Raw genomic sequence first — 17,258 nt, 5'->3', positions numbered from 1 at the left:
AAAGTATATTTTTAAAAGTTGAAGTTTAATCCTAAGCTAATTTGTTGATTCATAGATTTTACTGAATGTATCTGTTCTGTTTTGTAATATTGTAGCCTATAATTTGCAGAAGCTGCCCATTTGGGAGAACATTTATACGAATAGTTCAAATCATAATCTACCACCAAGTAGTCATTGAATGAAGTCCACTTTCCTCTAAAAAATACTCTTACAGGGTTATTTTGGCTTTCTACGATAAATTTATCCCAACCTGTATAAGGAGGGCGAGACATCAGTCCAAAAATGGGAACAGAAAGAGAGGTAGTTATCTGCTGCCTTGAACTCAAACGATAGGAAAGTCTGCCAGTGAGGTCTATGCCGTGTAAGGCAAAAAAAGAAATAGCTTCCACACCATCATAAAAAGTAGCATTAAAATAAGTATGATAACCTCCTCCTATGTGAAGGACTAATCTTTCATTTCTCTGTGGTATTTTTTTAAGATAACCTACTTCTAGGTTAGCCAAATAATAATCTGCTTCAAAGCTCTCTATTTCTTTGTTTGGCTTTATAGTAGAGCTTGAGAAATCAATGTTAGAGAAAAATATATCTCCCTTTTTTGTAATCCTTTGATAGTTGATGCCTAACAAAACTCCTCTTCCTAAATAGTTAAGTGGTGAGTAGTTTAGGTCTTTGAAGTAAGAATAGTTTCCACCTATTTGAATGCCTATATTATTCTTTTTTGATAATGTAGAAATAATCTGATTAAGATTCTTTTCCTTAGTTTGAGCTTTTGTATAATAAGAGAAAAATATGGTACAGCTCATCAGTAGCAAAACAGTTTTTTTCATAAGAGAGTGAGTCTTTAGTTACGAGGTTGATGGTATAAAGACGCACAGAAGAAATTTCCCCCCTATGAAAAAATATTTTTTTTGAAATATTAATATTCCGTAGTTCTCTCTCTATATTCTTTTCTCCAAAGACGAATGAGGAAGAATAATGCAATAAGACAAGCTCCGTAAGCTAACTTAGCTCCTCCTTCATCTACTCCTAAAAAAAATAAGCCTACTCCATAAATCAATGTGATTAGGTCAACGATAGCAAATATTATACTTTTTACGATTTTCATCTAGGTTAAATTTGTTGTTTTTTTATTCTTAAACTCTGCCGTTATCGGTGTCTCACCGACGATATTTTCCTAAAACTTCACAATTCCACGTACATTCAAAAAACGCTGTGAGAGTCCGTTCGGAACAGCAAGCTGAACATCATTGACATAATCGCTTATCCATTGGTGCGAAATAATATTTTCTACACCCAAAATATTCAAGACCTCTAAGCCTAGCCAAACCGATTTAATACGTCTATCCTCGTCAAAAACCAACGACTTAGAAAAACCAATATCTACACGACGATAGGAAGGATTATTAAAAAAAGAACGGTAATTTTGATTATTTGGTGCACCAAAAGGAACACCAGAACCAAATAAAACTCTCAAATTCACTCTAAAAGTAGGATTGTTTGGAAAATGGTCTTCAAAAAATATAGTTGCTGTTACTCGCTGGTCGGTGGGGCGACGAATAAAATCACGCTCATCAAAATCAGTATTTTCTTTGGTTTGGAGATAACTCAAACTAAACCAAGATTCTGTTCCTTTTATAAACTCTCCACTAATTCTGGAATCAATCCCCCATGCATAACCTCTAGCTGCATTAGTAGCATAATAACGAAGGCGCATATTATCCACATCGTAGGGAATAAGGTTGGCAATTTGTTTGTAATAACTCTCTACAATGAGCTTGAAAGGACGTTTTGAGAATTTAAAATCCCAGTCCATACTTCCAATAATATGCAAAGAACGCTGTGCTAAAAGTGATTCGTTTACCTCTCCTGCAAAGTTGCGAAGTTCTCTGTAAAATGGCGATTGCTGATAAATTCCTGCTGCCAATCCAAACTGAATATCTGCTTTCCAATCGGGTTGATATTTGTATTGAAGACGTGGACTAATAAACGTTTGCCCATTCAATGACCAGTTATGAACACGTACTCCAAAAGTAACATTGTGCCATTCGGCTGTGTCTGTTCCAAAGAAATGAGAAATTTGAGCGTAGCCTTGTGTTCGGATAGAGTTTAACTGTGTTTCTGTTTCCACAAAATAATTTATATCTGCAAAGCCAGCCGAATCTAAAACTTTGTATTCAAAAAGCTCATCATTGATGATTTCATTTTTAATTTCTCCTCCAAACTCTACCATTGTTCGGTCGCCCAATCTTAGCGAAGAGCGATTTTTAAAAGAATAAATTTGAGCATCTAACGAATTACGAGCATAAAAATATTCGGAAGCTGCCCCACGAACGAGCGTACATTTATTAAAATTGTCTGAAGTAATATCATTATTGACATCACACAAACGGTATGCACCTTCTGTATCGACAAACTCTCGCTCTCTTGTATCCACACCTGAAACTGTAAAATCCATTGAGAAATTTTGAGAGAATTTTTGAGTGAGACGTAGCGCAGTTTGATAAGTCGTGTAGTTCATCAGTTCTTCGCCTGTATAATCTACAAAAAAGCGCACTTGCTCATCAAACGTTCCGAAAGTAGTTTCTCTGCCAGATGGAAAAACACGGTAACGATTTTGAGAGTAAGCAACCAAAAGACTAAGTGTAGTATTTTTGTCTTGATTTTTGAAATTTCCGTCTTTGTCTAGCTTTCCTAGTTTATAACTCAAAAGGGATTGAAAATCTGAAAAACGAGGCTGATATTCTCCCTTTGTTTCCAACGTATTTAAAAGGTAGCTCAAATCTTTATGGCGAACCCCTGCTAAATATGAAAAACGCTTAGATTTATTTGTTCCCTCAACGTGTGCATTTCCACCCAAAAGTCCGACAGAAGCCGAACCTGCAAACTTTGTAGGATTTTTATAATCTACATTCAAAACAGAAGAAAGTTTGTCCCCCCATTTGGCTTGCCACCCTCCTGCTGAAAACTCTACCTTTTTTACCAAATCCAAATTGACAAAACTAAGCCCTTCCTGCTGTCCAGAACGCACCAAAAAAGGACGATAAATCTCTATTCCATTGACATAAATTAGATTTTCTTCATAATTTCCACCACGCACAGAATATGCTGACGAAAGTTCGCTACTGCTTGTAATTCCTAATCCAAGTGTAACCAAAATCTGTGAGAACTCGCCTGTTCCAGTAGGTGTAGCCTCCAAACCCTCTGTATCAAGAACTATTTTGCTTGTCTCTCTATCATCGTTATTTATCTGTGCTGTAACCTCAACAGCCTTGAGCAGTTCAGATTCTGAAAGGCGAATCGTATAGTTTTGATAGGATTTCAGAACTATTTTTTGTCTAAAGGTTCTAAACTCTGGATGTTGCGCTGCCAAAGTAACCTCTTTTCCTAAAAATTCCTTTGAAAATTTTGGAGAAGATTCTAGTCTAAACTTTCCCTCTTCATCCGTCTGAACAGCTTTTCCCTCTTCCAAAATTCCGACAGAAGCATTTGAAACGGGCTTTTTAAGAGAATCTAAGACTTGCCCTTCAATGATGGCAATATCTTTATTGGTTTGGGCAAGAATTACTGTGCTAAGAAAAAAACTAAATCCCACAGTAAGGATAAAAAAAATGGCTTTCAAACTATATCTTTTCAAAATCAATGTATATTTTGGATAATTAATAGCTTCAAAAATACGCTTATTTTTTCTAATTGTAGAATGAATATACTTAGAGTTTGCCTTTTATTGCTTCTCTCAATTTTATTAAGCGTGGAAGTTCTACGTCAAAAAACTCCTGTAATTTGTTTTTTCCTATAAAAGCAATTACACTTTCAGCCAGTTGATATACTTTAGTTTGCCCTTCGTCTGGTAAGAAATAATTAGAGTTAATATCTGTATTTTTGGCATTTTGGATAGCTTGTTCTATTTCTGTGATGAATTTGTAAGGATGATAACCTCCTTTTTCAATTTCGTTTAAAGCTGTTTTACACTTTTGAGGTGTATCTAATACTTTAGGAACAGTTTCCTTTCTATGAAAATAAAGCCAAATTTCGAAGCAAGGATTACTAATAACCACATTCCAGTTTGAAGACTGCTCACAATAATCAGCCACTTCTTTTAGCTGCTCAAAACTCCATCTATCTACATCTAAAACTAACCAAACTTGATCGTCAGGCTGCAAATCGTGTTTGGAAACAAACTTTGCTGCTCGTTCTACTACGTGTTTTGGGGAAGATTTATGAAAACTAGGTTTGTAATCTTCATCTTCAATAATATGCACTCTGACACGCTGCGAAAAATATTGAAATAGCTTGAAATACTCTTTTTCTCTGTCTTCTCCTTCGCAGGCAATGGCAAAAAGTCGGCTATCTCTATAATTGCCTTCCAAAACATCTCTTTTATAACTTCGTTTTTTTCTAGGCATTAGATTGGTTGGTTTCGTTTTGAGATTCTTCTTCTTTAGTAGCCAAACTGCTCCAATTTAGATTTTCTAAATCAGCTAAAAATGGAATTGCGCCATAACGCCCTTGCAAATATCCTTTTCTAATATCCAAGTCGTAGCGAGGCTTGAATTCACTTAATGAATAAAACTGTGTACTGCCTTTACTTCTGTCTTTTTCGGCAAACCAAATTTCATCTGGACGAAGAATATTTAAGTCTAACAAATTAGATTCGTGAGTGGTAAAAATGAGTTGTCCTTGAGCATCTTCATTTTTCAAACTTTCCTCCAAAAATCTATAAAGTAAATTTACGTGGAGGCTCTGGTCTATTTCATCTATTAGAACTACCATATCTTTGACCAGCATAAGGAAGAATAAAGGAATAAAATCTACCATTCTTTGTGTTCCTAATGACTCTTCTTCAAGGTTAAACTCTACATTTCCATCTGTTCCTTTGTGTAGAGATACTACTTTTTCTACATATAACTTATCATCAATTTTCACTAAATGTAGGAGTCCATTTTCTTCATGGTATATAATACTTCTATCTTCTCCTACTCCTACCATAATTTCCTCAAAGTAGTCTTGTTCATAATCTTTGCCAAAATAGTCCTGCCCTTCTATTAGCTCCGTCTTTAATGTTGCTATCCCTAAATCTAAGATTTTTACAATGTTCTCTATTCCTTCTTTCCCACCTTCACTTACTATGAATCTATTTATGAAAAAATTAGAGGGTTTATCCTGTGGGTACACTACTAGGAGACTATCTGCAATCCAGTTTCTACACATTGTAACTTCTCTAATTTTTAATAATTCAAATTTTCCAATAACTGTCTCGTCTTCTTTTATCAAGTTTTCTTCCAGTAATTCAATAAGAAGTTTTTGTTTTGCCGAAAGCTGTCTTTTACCTAAACGTATATTTATTTTACCCTTTTTATCTGTGGTTCGTTCAAAAATGAGTTTATCTTCTTTCGTAATTCCAGATTCATAAAGCCACTCCTCTTTTATTTTTCCTTTATTGATGCTTATTCCATAAGCATAGATTTTATTTTTGATAGAAAATTCCATTTCAAATTGAATGGGTTTTTCTTTATTAGCAGGGTTTAATTTAAATTTTTTTTGTTCTAAAAATGAAAATACACCACCTTCTTCAACAATGTTTTTTAGCGTATCTATTGCCTTTATAAGATTAGACTTTCCTGCTGCATTTGCTCCATAGATAGCTGCTGCTCTAAGTACTTTCAGTTTTCCTACTTTATAAACGTGCTGTTTGTGCTGCTTAAAATTTCCAGCCAACATATTAAACTCTGTTTCTTCATCAAAAGAAAGAAAGTTTGAAACTACAAATCGTATGAGCATAATCAGATAAAAAATGGGTTTTGGAATATTTTTATGTAAATCTACAACGAAAAAATCTCTTAATCAATCTATTTTTCTGAATAAAAATGTCATAGAATATTCTTTTTTCTTAAACTTAGCTCAAAATACTTGAAACACAAAAGTTAGCTTTTAGTATATTTGTAAACTAATGTGTTTAATTAAATTACCTCTATGAGTCAAAATACATCATCAACTACTGGTTTTTCCCTAAAATTGAAACTCCTCACGCTTTTGGCTGTTGTGCTACTTTTAGCCATTTTTTTTGCTATTCCTTCCAAACGTTCGTCTGATAAGTCTATTCTCAATGAGACAAAATTTGCCTTAGAAGACACTACTGGCATTACCAAACTGGTTTTGGGAGAACAAACGCTCTCTCAAAGTCCAACTAACTCTAGCAACTGGCTAATGAATGGTGATTTTGTTGTCGATGAAGAAATGATAGCTTCACTTTGGGCTATTATGCAACGCTTAGAAGTAAAAAAACCTGTATCGGAAAGTATAAAAGATGAGGTTATTAATAGTTTCCTACTCAATGGAATTGATGTTCAGGTTTTTAGAGGTGATAAACAAATTAGAAATTATAAAGTCTGTACACACGAAGGGGAAACTTATGCAATGCAAACAGAATCAGCTTCGCCCTATTCTATTTATATTCCGGGATATTATTTACAGATAAGAGATATTTTTGATATTCGTCCGTATGAATGGCAAGACCGAACACTTTTAGCCACAACACCCAACACATTCCGTTCTATATCAGTAGAATATCCTCAAAATAAAGACGAGAGTTTTACGATTGATTTTACAGGAAAAGGTTTCAGAATGAGAGAATTTGCAGAAGCTGATACCAACAAAATTTATGAATATCTACCTTATTTTAGCCAGATGATGGGAGAGCAATACGTAAAAAATGACAAGCTACAAGATTCTTTACAAGCACTTTCTCCAACAGCTACTTTTACATTGAATGATATTAGAAGCGAAACACCACAAGTTTTGAACCTCTATACAGCAAGAGAAAAATATTTTGTTTTGTTTGATAATCAGTTATTACTCTTTTCTCCTAGTTTGGCAGATATAATTCTAAAAACAAGGTCGGATTTTGCTAAAGTAGAATAAATGAGATAGATAATTCAGGATAACAAAACTGTCATTCATACAAATCATTATCTATAGTTTCATCAAATTCGAAACTGCCATTTTCATTTTTACTGATGAGCGTCATTCTAAAAACTGCCATTTTGGGAATATATCCATAGATATGAGGAAAAAGCAAGCCATCTGGAGCATACTCATCTTTGATAAGAGAATGAACACGCTCTGGCGCAATATGCAACACCAATACAGACTCTTGGTCTGAAAAATATTTGTTGGCAGAACGGGCTACCTGCTGAGCATACGAACAATGAATAAACTCCCCTGGTGGACGTATTTCTGTTTCTTGATAGTGGTCTAAATGCCAATCGGAAAGTTTTACAATATGATAAATACGCTTCGGCAAAGGTTTCATAAAAATATTTTTTGGTTCTTGCCAGCTTCTCCAATCGTAGGCTTCTATGTTGGGAAAACGCTTTTTATAGTCGTACATAGAAGGAAAATCATAGCTATATCCGTGATAATAATATTTTTTCTGCTTCGATTTTGCATATTCTATTTCCATCAGCATCGTATAAATTCCTAAGCTATAATTATGATACTCTGGGTCATACATCCCATATACTGATGAAATTGCCTCACTGCCCACATCAAAAAAACTAGAAGCGATTAGCTTATTATTTTCTGTATCATAAACATTTATCTGATATGTCGGATTCGGAATTTTATCAGGCTGACGAGAAAGAAATACATAAATATCTTGTGGAATAGTATGAGTAAACTTCTGCTTGTGTTTGTCAAAAAGAACATGATGTTCTTCTTTAAGAGATATAAGCGAAACAGTAGTTTTGAAGTGCTTATTTTTAGATAAAATCTTTTTAAACCTTTTGTTGTGCTTATAACTTTCTAAACTCACTCGCAGAGGCACAACCATACAAAGCACATCGTCGTAAGAAGCCCAACTATATCTATAAAAATGTGTTCCAAAATGTCTCCAGCCCTCTTTCCATAGTGCATCTAGCTGTGCAGGACGAACATGCAACAAATATTTACTTTCATTGATATAATTAGGAGAAATAGCCATTCTTTACTTGTTTAACAGAGTGAGAACTCTGTTGAATTGATAAAAAGTAGAGTTTGCAAAATTAATTATGATAAACGTTATTTTCTGCTAATCTTTTTTGACAGCCAGTTGTACTTTTAGACCTATTTTTCCTCCAACATCCATTACTTGAATAATCTGTTGGATAGGAGTTATTTTATCAACGTGTAATACGATTTCTTTATCTGTACTTTGCTCACGAGAGGCTCTCAAATCGTCTTCTAACTGCTGCAATGTTACCTCTTTGCTTCCATAATAGAACTTATCATCTTTTATTGTAATATTCAATTTTGGCATAGTTGCTCCACCAAGCTGACTAGACGGTAAATTAACATCTACTGCTGAAGGCGTAACAAAATTAGAAGTCAGCATAAAAAATATAAGCAACAAAAATACAATGTCCGTCATAGAGGACATATTAAAAGAAGGGTCAAATTTGAGTTGAGACTTTGGCATACAATTCTTTTCTAAAGATTACTTTTCTTACTATAAATACTTAATCAAAAAGAAATTAGCTTCTCTGTTGCATCATGAGCATAAAGTCGTGAATCAATACGTTCATTCTGCCTGTAATTTTATGAATTTTGGTAATAAGATAGTTGTACATAATATAAGCAAAAAGCCCTACTATAAGCCCTCCCATAGTCGTTCCCATAGCTTGATAAATTCCTGAAGCCAACACTTTTGCACTCGTTGCTCCCTCTTGATTGGCAAGCTCTGAAAAAGCCGTAATCATTCCTGTAACAGTTCCTAAAAATCCCAACATGGGCGCAGCTCCTGCAATTAGGGAAATATAACCTATATGTCTTTCTAATTTGGTAAGCTCTCTTTGTGCTACTTCATCGATACGCTCTTTGAGTTGGTCAGAATTTATGTAAGTCATAATATCCAGACTTTCTCTTATGATAACAGAATAAGACGATGATGATTTTCTTAAGGCATCTTGTGCGCTCTCCATTCCCCTACTGATAAGAAGTTGCTTTATACGGTCTAGTAAATCTTTCGGATTTTCTCTAGTCAGTTTGAAAAAAACCCATAGTCTTTCTAAAAAGAAATAGAATAGTACGATAGAAAGTCCTACAAGAACATAGCTTACTATTCCACCAGTCATAAATACTTCGAAGTAATTTACACTGTCAGGGGAGGTAATATCAGTAGTATTTTGAAGTAAAATAAAGGGAATATTCACAATTTGAAATTGATTTAGATAGGAAGATAGCTTAATTTAATAGTTTAGAACCCACATATCTGGATAGGTGTTTCCTAATGAATTTCTCTGATTGTAGGCTTCTCGCTCTGTCGCTTGGTCGCCTACCGTAACTCTGTACATTCCACGTTTCGGATACATTACAATTTTGGCATTATCTACACCACTGCTTTGTAAGTCTGCACGAAGCTGACGAGCATTTTCTATTTGAGCAAAACTACCAATCACAATATAAAAACGATTTTTAGGATCATTAATTATATCCTCTGGCTGAGTTTCTGAATTTCCTGTGTATTGTGTAGATGGGTCTGTACCGTCATTTGTAGTATTGGTACTTGTGTTGTCGTTTGTCTGGTTGTTTGTAGTCTCTGTATTTTCGTCTGTACTATTAGTTCCAATATCTGAATCTGTATTGTCTGCTGTTGCATCTGTATTATCATCAACTTCTGTTACAGGGTCAGTATTTGTATCATCGGTAACCACAGTAGTTACTGGTTTTTGTCCTAAGAGAGCTTTCAAACTCGCCTTAGCATCAGGATTTGTAACGATATAGAGTAGAAAGACAAAAGCAAAAAGAATTGGAATCGCCACCAACCAAAGTACGATAGGAGAGCGTTCTTCCTCTTCCTCCTCTTCTTCTACCTCAATAACAGGAGGCACTTCTTCCTTTTTTGCAGGAGGGTTTTCAACCTGCGAAGCTGCCTTCAAAATATCTTCTTGTTTCTTTTTCTCTTCTACTGGGTCTTTTACAAGTCGGTCTCCCAAAGTAGCATAAAGTGCTGCGTCTTTTTCTGTCTCTTCGCTAGTTTTTTCTTTTTGAAGGTCTCTATCAAAAACAGGTTCATCCTTCTTTTCTTCTTGCTTGCTCTCTCTTTTATCTAGTGGTTTTCGCTCAAGAGAAGGCAAACCAAAAGCATCATCTAAAATAGTATCTTCGTCTTGTTCAAACTCTAAAGAACCATCTGGTTTTTTTCGTATTACTCCCAAATGACTGATATGAGAACTACCCGAGTTTCGGAGTTCGTCCTCTACTTTTGTTGTCATTTTTTCTAACTCTTCTTGAAAATCGGCGATGCTTATTCCTTCAGCCTCAGTTACACGCTTACGAAGAAGCTCGTTCTTATCACTCTTTAGCTTTTCATAAAAGTGAATTTTTTTGCTAGGTGGAGCTACACGAACACCAGAAATTTCAGACCCTGCATAACCTGCTACGAACGTACCGAGTTTGGGAACAACGACTTCATCGTTTTCATTTAATAATTGTTTGATATATTTTTCAAGCATGCTGCCTATAATTTGATTTAAAAAAGAAGTTTAAAAAATGACTGTTTTTTGTGTTAGGATAGATTCAATGTGCTTCTATGTACAACGATTGATAAACTATTTAACTCAAAATTTACGGATTTATATGAAAAGGTAAAAACAAATAACCAAAAAAAATAGCTTTTGTCTATAAAAATTGAATATTTAGCGATTTTTTTAATGGGTTGGTAGGAAAAATGAATCTTTATATTATGGTATTACGATTCCTTCTACTTGAAATACCTGTGCATCATTTAAAATTACATTTTCTGAACCTATGATAGTATATGCTTCTAACAATCCATTTTTAACTTTGAATCTCAATGCTCTATTATTTTCATATAAAACATTTTTATCCTTCTGCACAATCATAATTTCTTTTACATTTTGAAAAGAATCATCGTTTTGGCTCTCAAAATAAATCTCCATCTGTCTTACAATTAAGTTTTCTGATTCTGTTTTGAAAGACCATTGTGTTGGTGTTTTATTGATTTGGTATCTATCACGAAGTTGTGGTGTGTTTATATCAGAAGCATAAAAATATGCAAATTCATCTTTCCAATTTATTTTTTTAAGTGTTTGCTCTGTCTTGATGCCTTGTAATATTGTTTTTTTTGCAACACTAACTTTTTGTTTTTCAAGTTTTTCAATATGATACTCTAAAAAACCTTTCAAATCAAAAAACTGTGTATCTGCTGTTCCTTTTACATCTGGAGGAATACAAGAAATATGAGTAAATACAAGAAATAAAATACTGAAAACAGATAGTAGAGGACTGACTGGACGATTAGAAAAAATAGACATTAAGATTTTTTTTAAAGGATTAGTGATTAGATAAGAAAATACTAACGAATTTGAAGAAAAGTAGTTTATTTAGCAAAAAGCTGACTCTGTTTTTTTACAAAAAAAGTACTCTACCCTACTATTTTAAAAAGGTGTTTTTTTAGTCGCATCGCAACGTCCTATTGGTAGAAATGAAGAATATTTTTATTTAGGAGTTGCAGAGCAACGAAATTATAATGTATAGAATTCGAATTAAAACATCAATATATCGTTGCGATGCAACTTAATCATGATTTTGGCTATTTATTTTTCTACCAACATTTTGTTGCTCTGCAACTTAAATTTCAAATAAAAAAATAGTAGGATAGAGTACAAAAAAAGCAAACCTCAACAGCGAAGTTTGCTTTATGATAAACAAAATTTATATCTGTTTTTAGAGGGTTTTATTCAAGCATTTTCAAAAACCCTTCTTCACTAAGCACTGTTACGCCAGCTTTTTCAGCTTTTTCTAGCTTCGAACTTCCAGCTTTATCACCAGCCAATAGATAATCTAACTTTTTAGAAACTGAACTAGATATTTTTCCACCCAATTCTTTAATTTTTTCTTTTAGTTCTTCTCGCTCAAAGTTTTGGAAAGTACCCGAAACAACAAAACTCTTTCCACTAAAAAGCCCATCTACAACTACTTTTTTCTTTTCTGCTTGTTCAAATTTAAGTCCAGCAGCTTTGAGTTTTTCAATAATTTCTACATTTTTCTCTTGACTAAAGTATAATTTTATACTCTCTGCTATTCGCTGCCCAATTCCAAAGACATTTGCAATATCTTCTTCTTTGGCTTTCATAAGATTATCAATAGAATAGAACTCTTCTGCCAAAATCTCGGCAATACTTGCGCCTACGTGCCTAATCCCTAACGCAAACAAAACACTTTTAAATGGTTGATTCTTTGACTTCTCAACACCTTTGAAAATATTATCTACTGATTTTTCTTTAAAACCTTCTAAATTTAATATTTTTTCTCTGTCTAAATTATATAAATCAGTTACATCTTTGATTATATTTTCTTTTAAGAATAACTCAACAGTCTTTCCACCAATTCCATCAATGTCCATTGCTTTTCGATGAATGAAATGTTGAATTTTAGCTAAAATTTGTGGTGGACAGCCGTTTTCATTCGGACAGTAATAGGCTGCTTCTCCTTCTTCTCTGCTCAATTCCGTCTGACACTCTGGACAAGCACTTGGAAAAACAATAGGCTTTGCATTTTCTTCTCTCAACTCTAAAACCACTCGTGTTACTTTCGGAATAATCTCTCCACTCTTTTCTACAAAAACTGTATCTCCCTCGTGTAAATCTAGCCTTTTTATTTCGCCTTCGTTGTGTAGCGTAGCACGCCTGACAGTTGTTCCAGAGAGCTGGACTGGGGAAAGATTAGCCACTGGCGTAACTGCTCCTGTACGTCCGACTTGATAAACAACACTCTCTAACTTTGACTGTGCCTCCTCTGCCTTGTATTTGTAGGCGATTGCCCAACGAGGACTTTTAGACGTAAAACCAAGTTCTTCTCTTTTGTCTAAATCATTGATTTTGATAACTACGCCATCGGTTTCGTAAGGAAGTTCTAACCTTTTTTGTTCCCACTCTTTTATAAATTCTAAAACCTCACTAATTCCATTAGCTTTTCTATAAAAATCTGAAACCACAAATCCCCACTTCTCTAGGTTCTCTAAAATAGACGTGTGAGAATCAAAAGGCGTTCCGTAGGCATCATAGATGAAGCAGGAGAGTTTTCGTTTTGCCATCTCTGCCGAATCCTTCATTTTAATAGCTCCAGAGGCTGCATTTCTTGGGTTTTTGAGAAGTAAATCTGGAAGTTTTTCTTCTTCTACTCCTTTTTCTTTAGCTTTTGTTACAATCTCTTGATTTAATATTTCAAATTGTGTTTTACTTAGATAAACTTCTCCACGCATTTCAAAGTCATTGGGAATATTTTTTCCTTTTAATTTGAGAGGAATATCACGAATCGTTCTGACGTTAGCCGTTACATCATCTCCCTGCGTTCCATCACCACGAGTGATTCCCTGTGTAAAAATGCCATTTTCGTAGCGCAGAGAAATAGCCACACCATCAAATTTAAGCTCACAAACATAGACAGGGTTATCTACCGTTTTTCTGATTCGCTCATCAAATTCTAATAGTTCTTCTTCATTATACGTATTGGAAAGCGAAAGCATTGGATAACGATGAGTTACCGTCTCAAAACCTTCTGAAATATCTCCCCCCACACGTAGCGTAGGCGAATCTGGACGCTTAAACTGTGGATATTCTTCTTCTAATTTTATAAGTTCTTCTAAGAGTTTATCAAACTCAAAATCTGAAACTTCTGAAATTGAATGTTGATAATATTGAGTGTTGTAATGATGGATTTTTTCGGCTAACTGATTTATTTTTTCTTCTGTGGCAGAAAGATTCATACGCTTAATAGTTAGAAATTATACACTTTCGTGCTTTTTCAAGATTTTGATAATATGCAAAAATAAAAAATCTCACTCTGAAGAGTGAGCTACATAAGTACACAAATTTACATTTTTTCTACTGACTAATAAGCCATTTTTCAGCCGTTTCTATATCTTTAAAAAAAGAAATATGAAGATTGGAATACACTTTTTTTACGCTACTAGCAATGAGTGAAACAGCCATTTTCTGAAACAGATTACTAGATTCTATTAAAGCCAAATAACATTCTCTTTCTTTCAATTCTTTACCATAACGAGGTACATAGCTAGTTACGAACCAAGCTCTTGATTGTGGTGGGTCATATTCTAATTTTAAGTAATCAAAAATAGCGTGTGTATAGTCTCCATCTCTGAACATATCAAAATAGGTTTCAAATCCTTCTCGGTGTTCTTCAACAGTTAGACGACCAATAAGGTAGAGTTTTAGAGCTTTCTGTGCCTTATCATTATTAGGGTCTTTGCTAGTTAGGGTAACTTCTTCTATCAAAAAAGTTTTGCGTTTGTTTTCGTAGAGCATAATTTTAGTTTGTGGTGTGAATTTTATTTTAGTGATAATTTGGAACTATTCATCTCTCAAAAACCAATCTATTTCATCAATGTTTTGATATTCACTAGGTAAAGTATCTAAACTTTCCCTCTGACTTTCTTCGGATAAATGCTTGTAGTTTTTAGTTCGTATAAACTTTTTATAATTACTTTCTTTAGTTTGTAAATATATTCTATAGTGTCTAGTTTTGTTCCATTCCATTATATTTGTCGGTACTGCCCTATTGGGCTGACCTAGTTGGAAAATAAGGTCAGTCTCGTAGAGCAGACCGAAAGTATTAGGTCAAAGTAGTTTTTATTTTAGCATAAATTCCTGCACAATAGCTTTTGTTCTGTACAACGTTGTTCTAAATAGTGAGCTACATTTTTAAAATTTCAATCTCATCTGAATACGAATATCATTTCTCAAGTCGCCATTGATTTGTTCTAGTCCAGAACCAATAGTTTCTTGGTCTCGGTATTTTGTATATGCCCATTTTGCCCAAATATCAATTTTCTTTCCTGCTTTAAGCTGTACCATATAAAAATTGCGAAAACCACGACCATAATAGGCTGGAATAAAAAAGTAGTACAAAACATCTTTTTCATAGACATACTGACGATTTTCATAGTCATCTGTATCAAAAAGAGCAAAACGAGTGGAAAAACGAACCTTTCCAAAATCTAAATTTACATCTTGTACGATTACATAGCCTTGTGTTGGGTTGGTTACATGTTCATACGAGCTAAACTGCACTCTTGCACGAAGTGAAACAATTTCTTCAGCTTTATAATCACAGTTTAGTTGATAATTTCTTCGTGTATAAGGTCTGACTGTATTAAAATTAGAAACATTATCATCGTCTTCATTCCTGTAATTTTTTTCTCTCACTTCCTGTCTAAACTGTCCGTAAAGCTGAATAGAACGAGACGGACGGTAAGTAAGACGAGCCAAATACTCGTGTCCTCCAGAGGGTGCATCTACCAAAAAACGCATCCAAGGAAAACGGAAACGGTCGTAATAAGCTGTCAGTTGCCATTTTTTAGATGGTTTGTATTTTATTCCCCAATAAAAACCACGTTCGTTTATCGGACGAGAGCCTTCGCCAAAAGCTGCTCCATAAAATGTATGAAAATCTCTGTCGTAGTTTCTATACAGCATTGCCATTTCTAAAGGACGAGCGAGCGAAAACATCACGCCAGAAATCAGTCCCATTCCTCCACTTTTTGAGCGTGCAGCTTCTCCAAAAAAGCTCATATTTCGCCAAGAATAGGAATAGTTTATACCAAAATTGTAGTTATTTTTTCCATTAAACTCAAAACGGTTATAAAGTCTGTCGTTGCGCTGTAAAGTTTTATCGTACGCTGTGTAAGAAACTGTTGCGCCTAGTTCTAAATTATTTTGTTTGTCTTTGTAAGTGATATTTCCCCCTGCATCGGTTCGAATAAAATTATCTTTTTTCTCAATTTCACTAGGTGTTCTGTGGAAGCCTGTGGCAATGAGCGAACTAATTAAATCACTCTCTTGTCCGTCGTTGAGGGTGTCTAGGGCAAGTCTGCTTGCTCCTCCGTCTTCTCCTACTCTTGAATAAAATCCTGTAATATCAAACTGTCCGATATTGTAAGTGGCTGCTGCTCCACGTTGAAAATTGGTTTCCAAAACAGATGTATAAGGACGAACTCCCTGCGTACTTCGCCGAGTAGTATTGATAGTTTCAGAGCCTTTTCCTGCTGCAAAGCCTGCCCCAAAAATCAGTCCTTGCCCAAATTGAAGCTGATAATCTCCAAGAGCAATCGTCTTAAATTTTCCTTGATTATGAACAACAAGATGAGCCGACATAAAATCAAAACCGTATCGCTTTGTCTCAGTATCCCAAATGAACTGTTCTCCAGCATCTTTTTCAAGGGTAAAACCCAAACTAAAATCGTTGAGATGAGAAATACGCATACGTGTATAAACTCTATTTGGCGAACCCAAATAGCGTGTTGCTCCTGTGGTATCGGTGGTATAACCTCGCTGCTCTTCTAAAACCCTACTATAACGAATGAGCAGTGTTTTATTTTTTTCTGCCAAAATTCGTTGAAAAAGACTACGTGTATCTTGTTGAATGGTACTTTCTGTAACTGTAACAAAAGGCACAATGCGTTCAATCGTCATTTCGTCCCACGAAGGAATAGACTGTATTTCATAAATACTCAACAGTTTGCCATAGCGTTCTCTATGATTTAAAAAATCTTCAATTTGGGTTTCGGAAAGTAAAAATGTGCTGATAAGGTCGTTCCGATTAGCTTTATTAAGGTCTAAAGGCTGAATAAAAAATTGAAATAACGATTCATACAAATCGCTATAATCTATATCTTCTTCTTGGACAGGAAAAAGTTCTTGAACTAAAATATCAAAGTCTGCCTTTTCAGTAGAGTAACGTTTCGGAACATCAAACTCAATGGGTTTGTTTATAGGAGGAGCAAGACTGATAACAGTATCTTGTGAAGTTTGAGCAAAAAGTGTATTTCCAAAAATATTAAAGAATAGAATTAACAAAATCAGAACAAAAAGAGCTACTCTTACCCAAATGCCTAACGATATTTTTTTGGATTGTTTTTCCTTGTAGTCTGATATAAACTGTTCGTTGTAGCCGTGAAACCTACTAAAATGGTCGTCTTGAAAGCGTACTTTTTTACGCTGCTCGGCTTGTCGTTTGCCAGAAATAGAATGGGGGGCAGAGGATAAATCTTTGCGAGGTCGTCCTGTTTGTTCACTCATTTTGTCTTAAAAATAGAATCACGTGGGTTGCCAAAAACTAAGATAACATCTAATATAAAATAAAATGAGATATTTTGTGATATAAAAAATTAAGAATCATTGATTTACTCAAATAAGTAATTATCTACTACAATTTTGTTAAATTTGATTTATTTTTTCATAAAA

General features: G+C 34.4%; 15 protein-coding genes. 1 reads left to right on the top strand and 14 read right to left on the bottom strand.

Translation table 11 applies throughout. From position 1 onward, the window contains the following. Positions 1–11: 11 nt before the first annotated feature. The 5 genes from QZ659_RS15845 to QZ659_RS15825 all read right to left on the bottom strand — a co-directional run bounded on the left by QZ659_RS15845 (position 12) and on the right by QZ659_RS15825 (position 5,778). Positions 12–827, bottom strand: a complete 816-nt coding sequence (locus tag QZ659_RS15845; RefSeq protein WP_291727224.1) for a hypothetical protein — start codon at positions 825–827, stop codon at positions 12–14. Between the two features lie 89 nt (positions 828–916). Further along, a complete protein-coding gene (locus QZ659_RS15840) occupies positions 917–1,105 on the bottom strand; it encodes a hypothetical protein (protein WP_291727222.1) in 189 nt (62 codons plus the stop codon). A 69-nt stretch (positions 1,106–1,174) separates the two neighbouring features. Beyond that, entirely contained in the window at positions 1,175–3,634 is a 2,460-nt protein-coding gene (locus QZ659_RS15835) for a TonB-dependent receptor plug domain-containing protein (RefSeq protein ID WP_291727220.1), read from the bottom strand. Between the two features lie 73 nt (positions 3,635–3,707). Continuing rightward, a complete protein-coding gene (locus QZ659_RS15830) occupies positions 3,708–4,403 on the bottom strand; it encodes an RloB family protein (protein ID WP_291727218.1) in 696 nt (231 codons plus the stop codon). Next, positions 4,396–5,778: an AAA family ATPase gene (locus QZ659_RS15825; protein WP_291727216.1), complete on the bottom strand. Its 1,383-nt coding sequence runs from the start codon at positions 5,776–5,778 to the stop codon at positions 4,396–4,398. The genes QZ659_RS15830 and QZ659_RS15825 overlap by 8 nt, the downstream gene beginning before the upstream one ends. A 192-nt stretch (positions 5,779–5,970) precedes the next feature. On the opposite strand from QZ659_RS15825, the gene QZ659_RS15820 reads away from it, so the two are divergent. Next, a complete protein-coding gene (locus QZ659_RS15820) occupies positions 5,971–6,918 on the top strand; it encodes a hypothetical protein (protein ID WP_291727214.1) in 948 nt (315 codons plus the stop codon). Positions 6,919–6,949: 31 nt separating this feature from the next. Here QZ659_RS15820 and QZ659_RS15815 read toward each other — a convergent pair whose 3' ends face one another. From QZ659_RS15815 to QZ659_RS15775, 9 genes are all read right to left on the bottom strand, one after another. Continuing rightward, a complete protein-coding gene (locus tag QZ659_RS15815) occupies positions 6,950–7,978 on the bottom strand; it encodes a DUF952 domain-containing protein (protein WP_291727212.1) in 1,029 nt (342 codons plus the stop codon). A gap of 87 nt (positions 7,979–8,065) precedes the next feature. Continuing rightward, positions 8,066–8,452 carry an ExbD/TolR family protein gene (locus QZ659_RS15810; protein ID WP_291727210.1) on the bottom strand — a complete coding sequence of 129 codons (387 nt, stop codon included), beginning with the start codon at positions 8,450–8,452 and terminating at the stop codon, positions 8,066–8,068. 55 nt (positions 8,453–8,507) lie between these two features. Then, on the bottom strand, positions 8,508–9,185 hold the full coding sequence (locus QZ659_RS15805; RefSeq protein ID WP_291727208.1) for a MotA/TolQ/ExbB proton channel family protein: 678 nt from the start codon (positions 9,183–9,185) through the stop codon (positions 8,508–8,510). A gap of 36 nt (positions 9,186–9,221) precedes the next feature. After that, complete coding sequence (locus QZ659_RS15800; protein WP_291727205.1) at positions 9,222–10,487, bottom strand: SPOR domain-containing protein; 1,266 nt, start codon at positions 10,485–10,487, stop codon at positions 9,222–9,224. Positions 10,488–10,715: 228 nt separating this feature from the next. Then, positions 10,716–11,309, bottom strand: coding sequence for a hypothetical protein (locus QZ659_RS15795; protein ID WP_291727203.1), 594 nt, complete (start codon positions 11,307–11,309; stop codon positions 10,716–10,718). A 422-nt stretch (positions 11,310–11,731) separates the two neighbouring features. Further along, complete coding sequence (ligA, locus tag QZ659_RS15790; protein WP_291727202.1) at positions 11,732–13,762, bottom strand: NAD-dependent DNA ligase LigA; 2,031 nt, start codon at positions 13,760–13,762, stop codon at positions 11,732–11,734. A gap of 118 nt (positions 13,763–13,880) precedes the next feature. Continuing rightward, entirely contained in the window at positions 13,881–14,321 is a 441-nt protein-coding gene (locus QZ659_RS15785; RefSeq protein WP_291727201.1) for a hypothetical protein, read from the bottom strand. Between the two features lie 45 nt (positions 14,322–14,366). Next, on the bottom strand, positions 14,367–14,552 hold the full coding sequence (locus tag QZ659_RS15780) for a hypothetical protein (protein ID WP_291727200.1): 186 nt from the start codon (positions 14,550–14,552) through the stop codon (positions 14,367–14,369). A gap of 165 nt (positions 14,553–14,717) precedes the next feature. Further along, positions 14,718–17,093: a hypothetical protein gene (locus QZ659_RS15775; protein WP_291727199.1), complete on the bottom strand. Its 2,376-nt coding sequence runs from the start codon at positions 17,091–17,093 to the stop codon at positions 14,718–14,720. Between the last annotated feature and the right edge of the window lie 165 nt (positions 17,094–17,258).

This window comes from Bernardetia sp. (assembly GCF_020630935.1).
In the GTDB taxonomy this organism is placed as follows: Bacteria; Bacteroidota; Bacteroidia; order Cytophagales; family Bernardetiaceae; genus Bernardetia.
The sequence above is the reverse complement of the archived record's forward strand: the minus strand, read 5'-3'. Positions and strand labels throughout refer to the sequence as shown.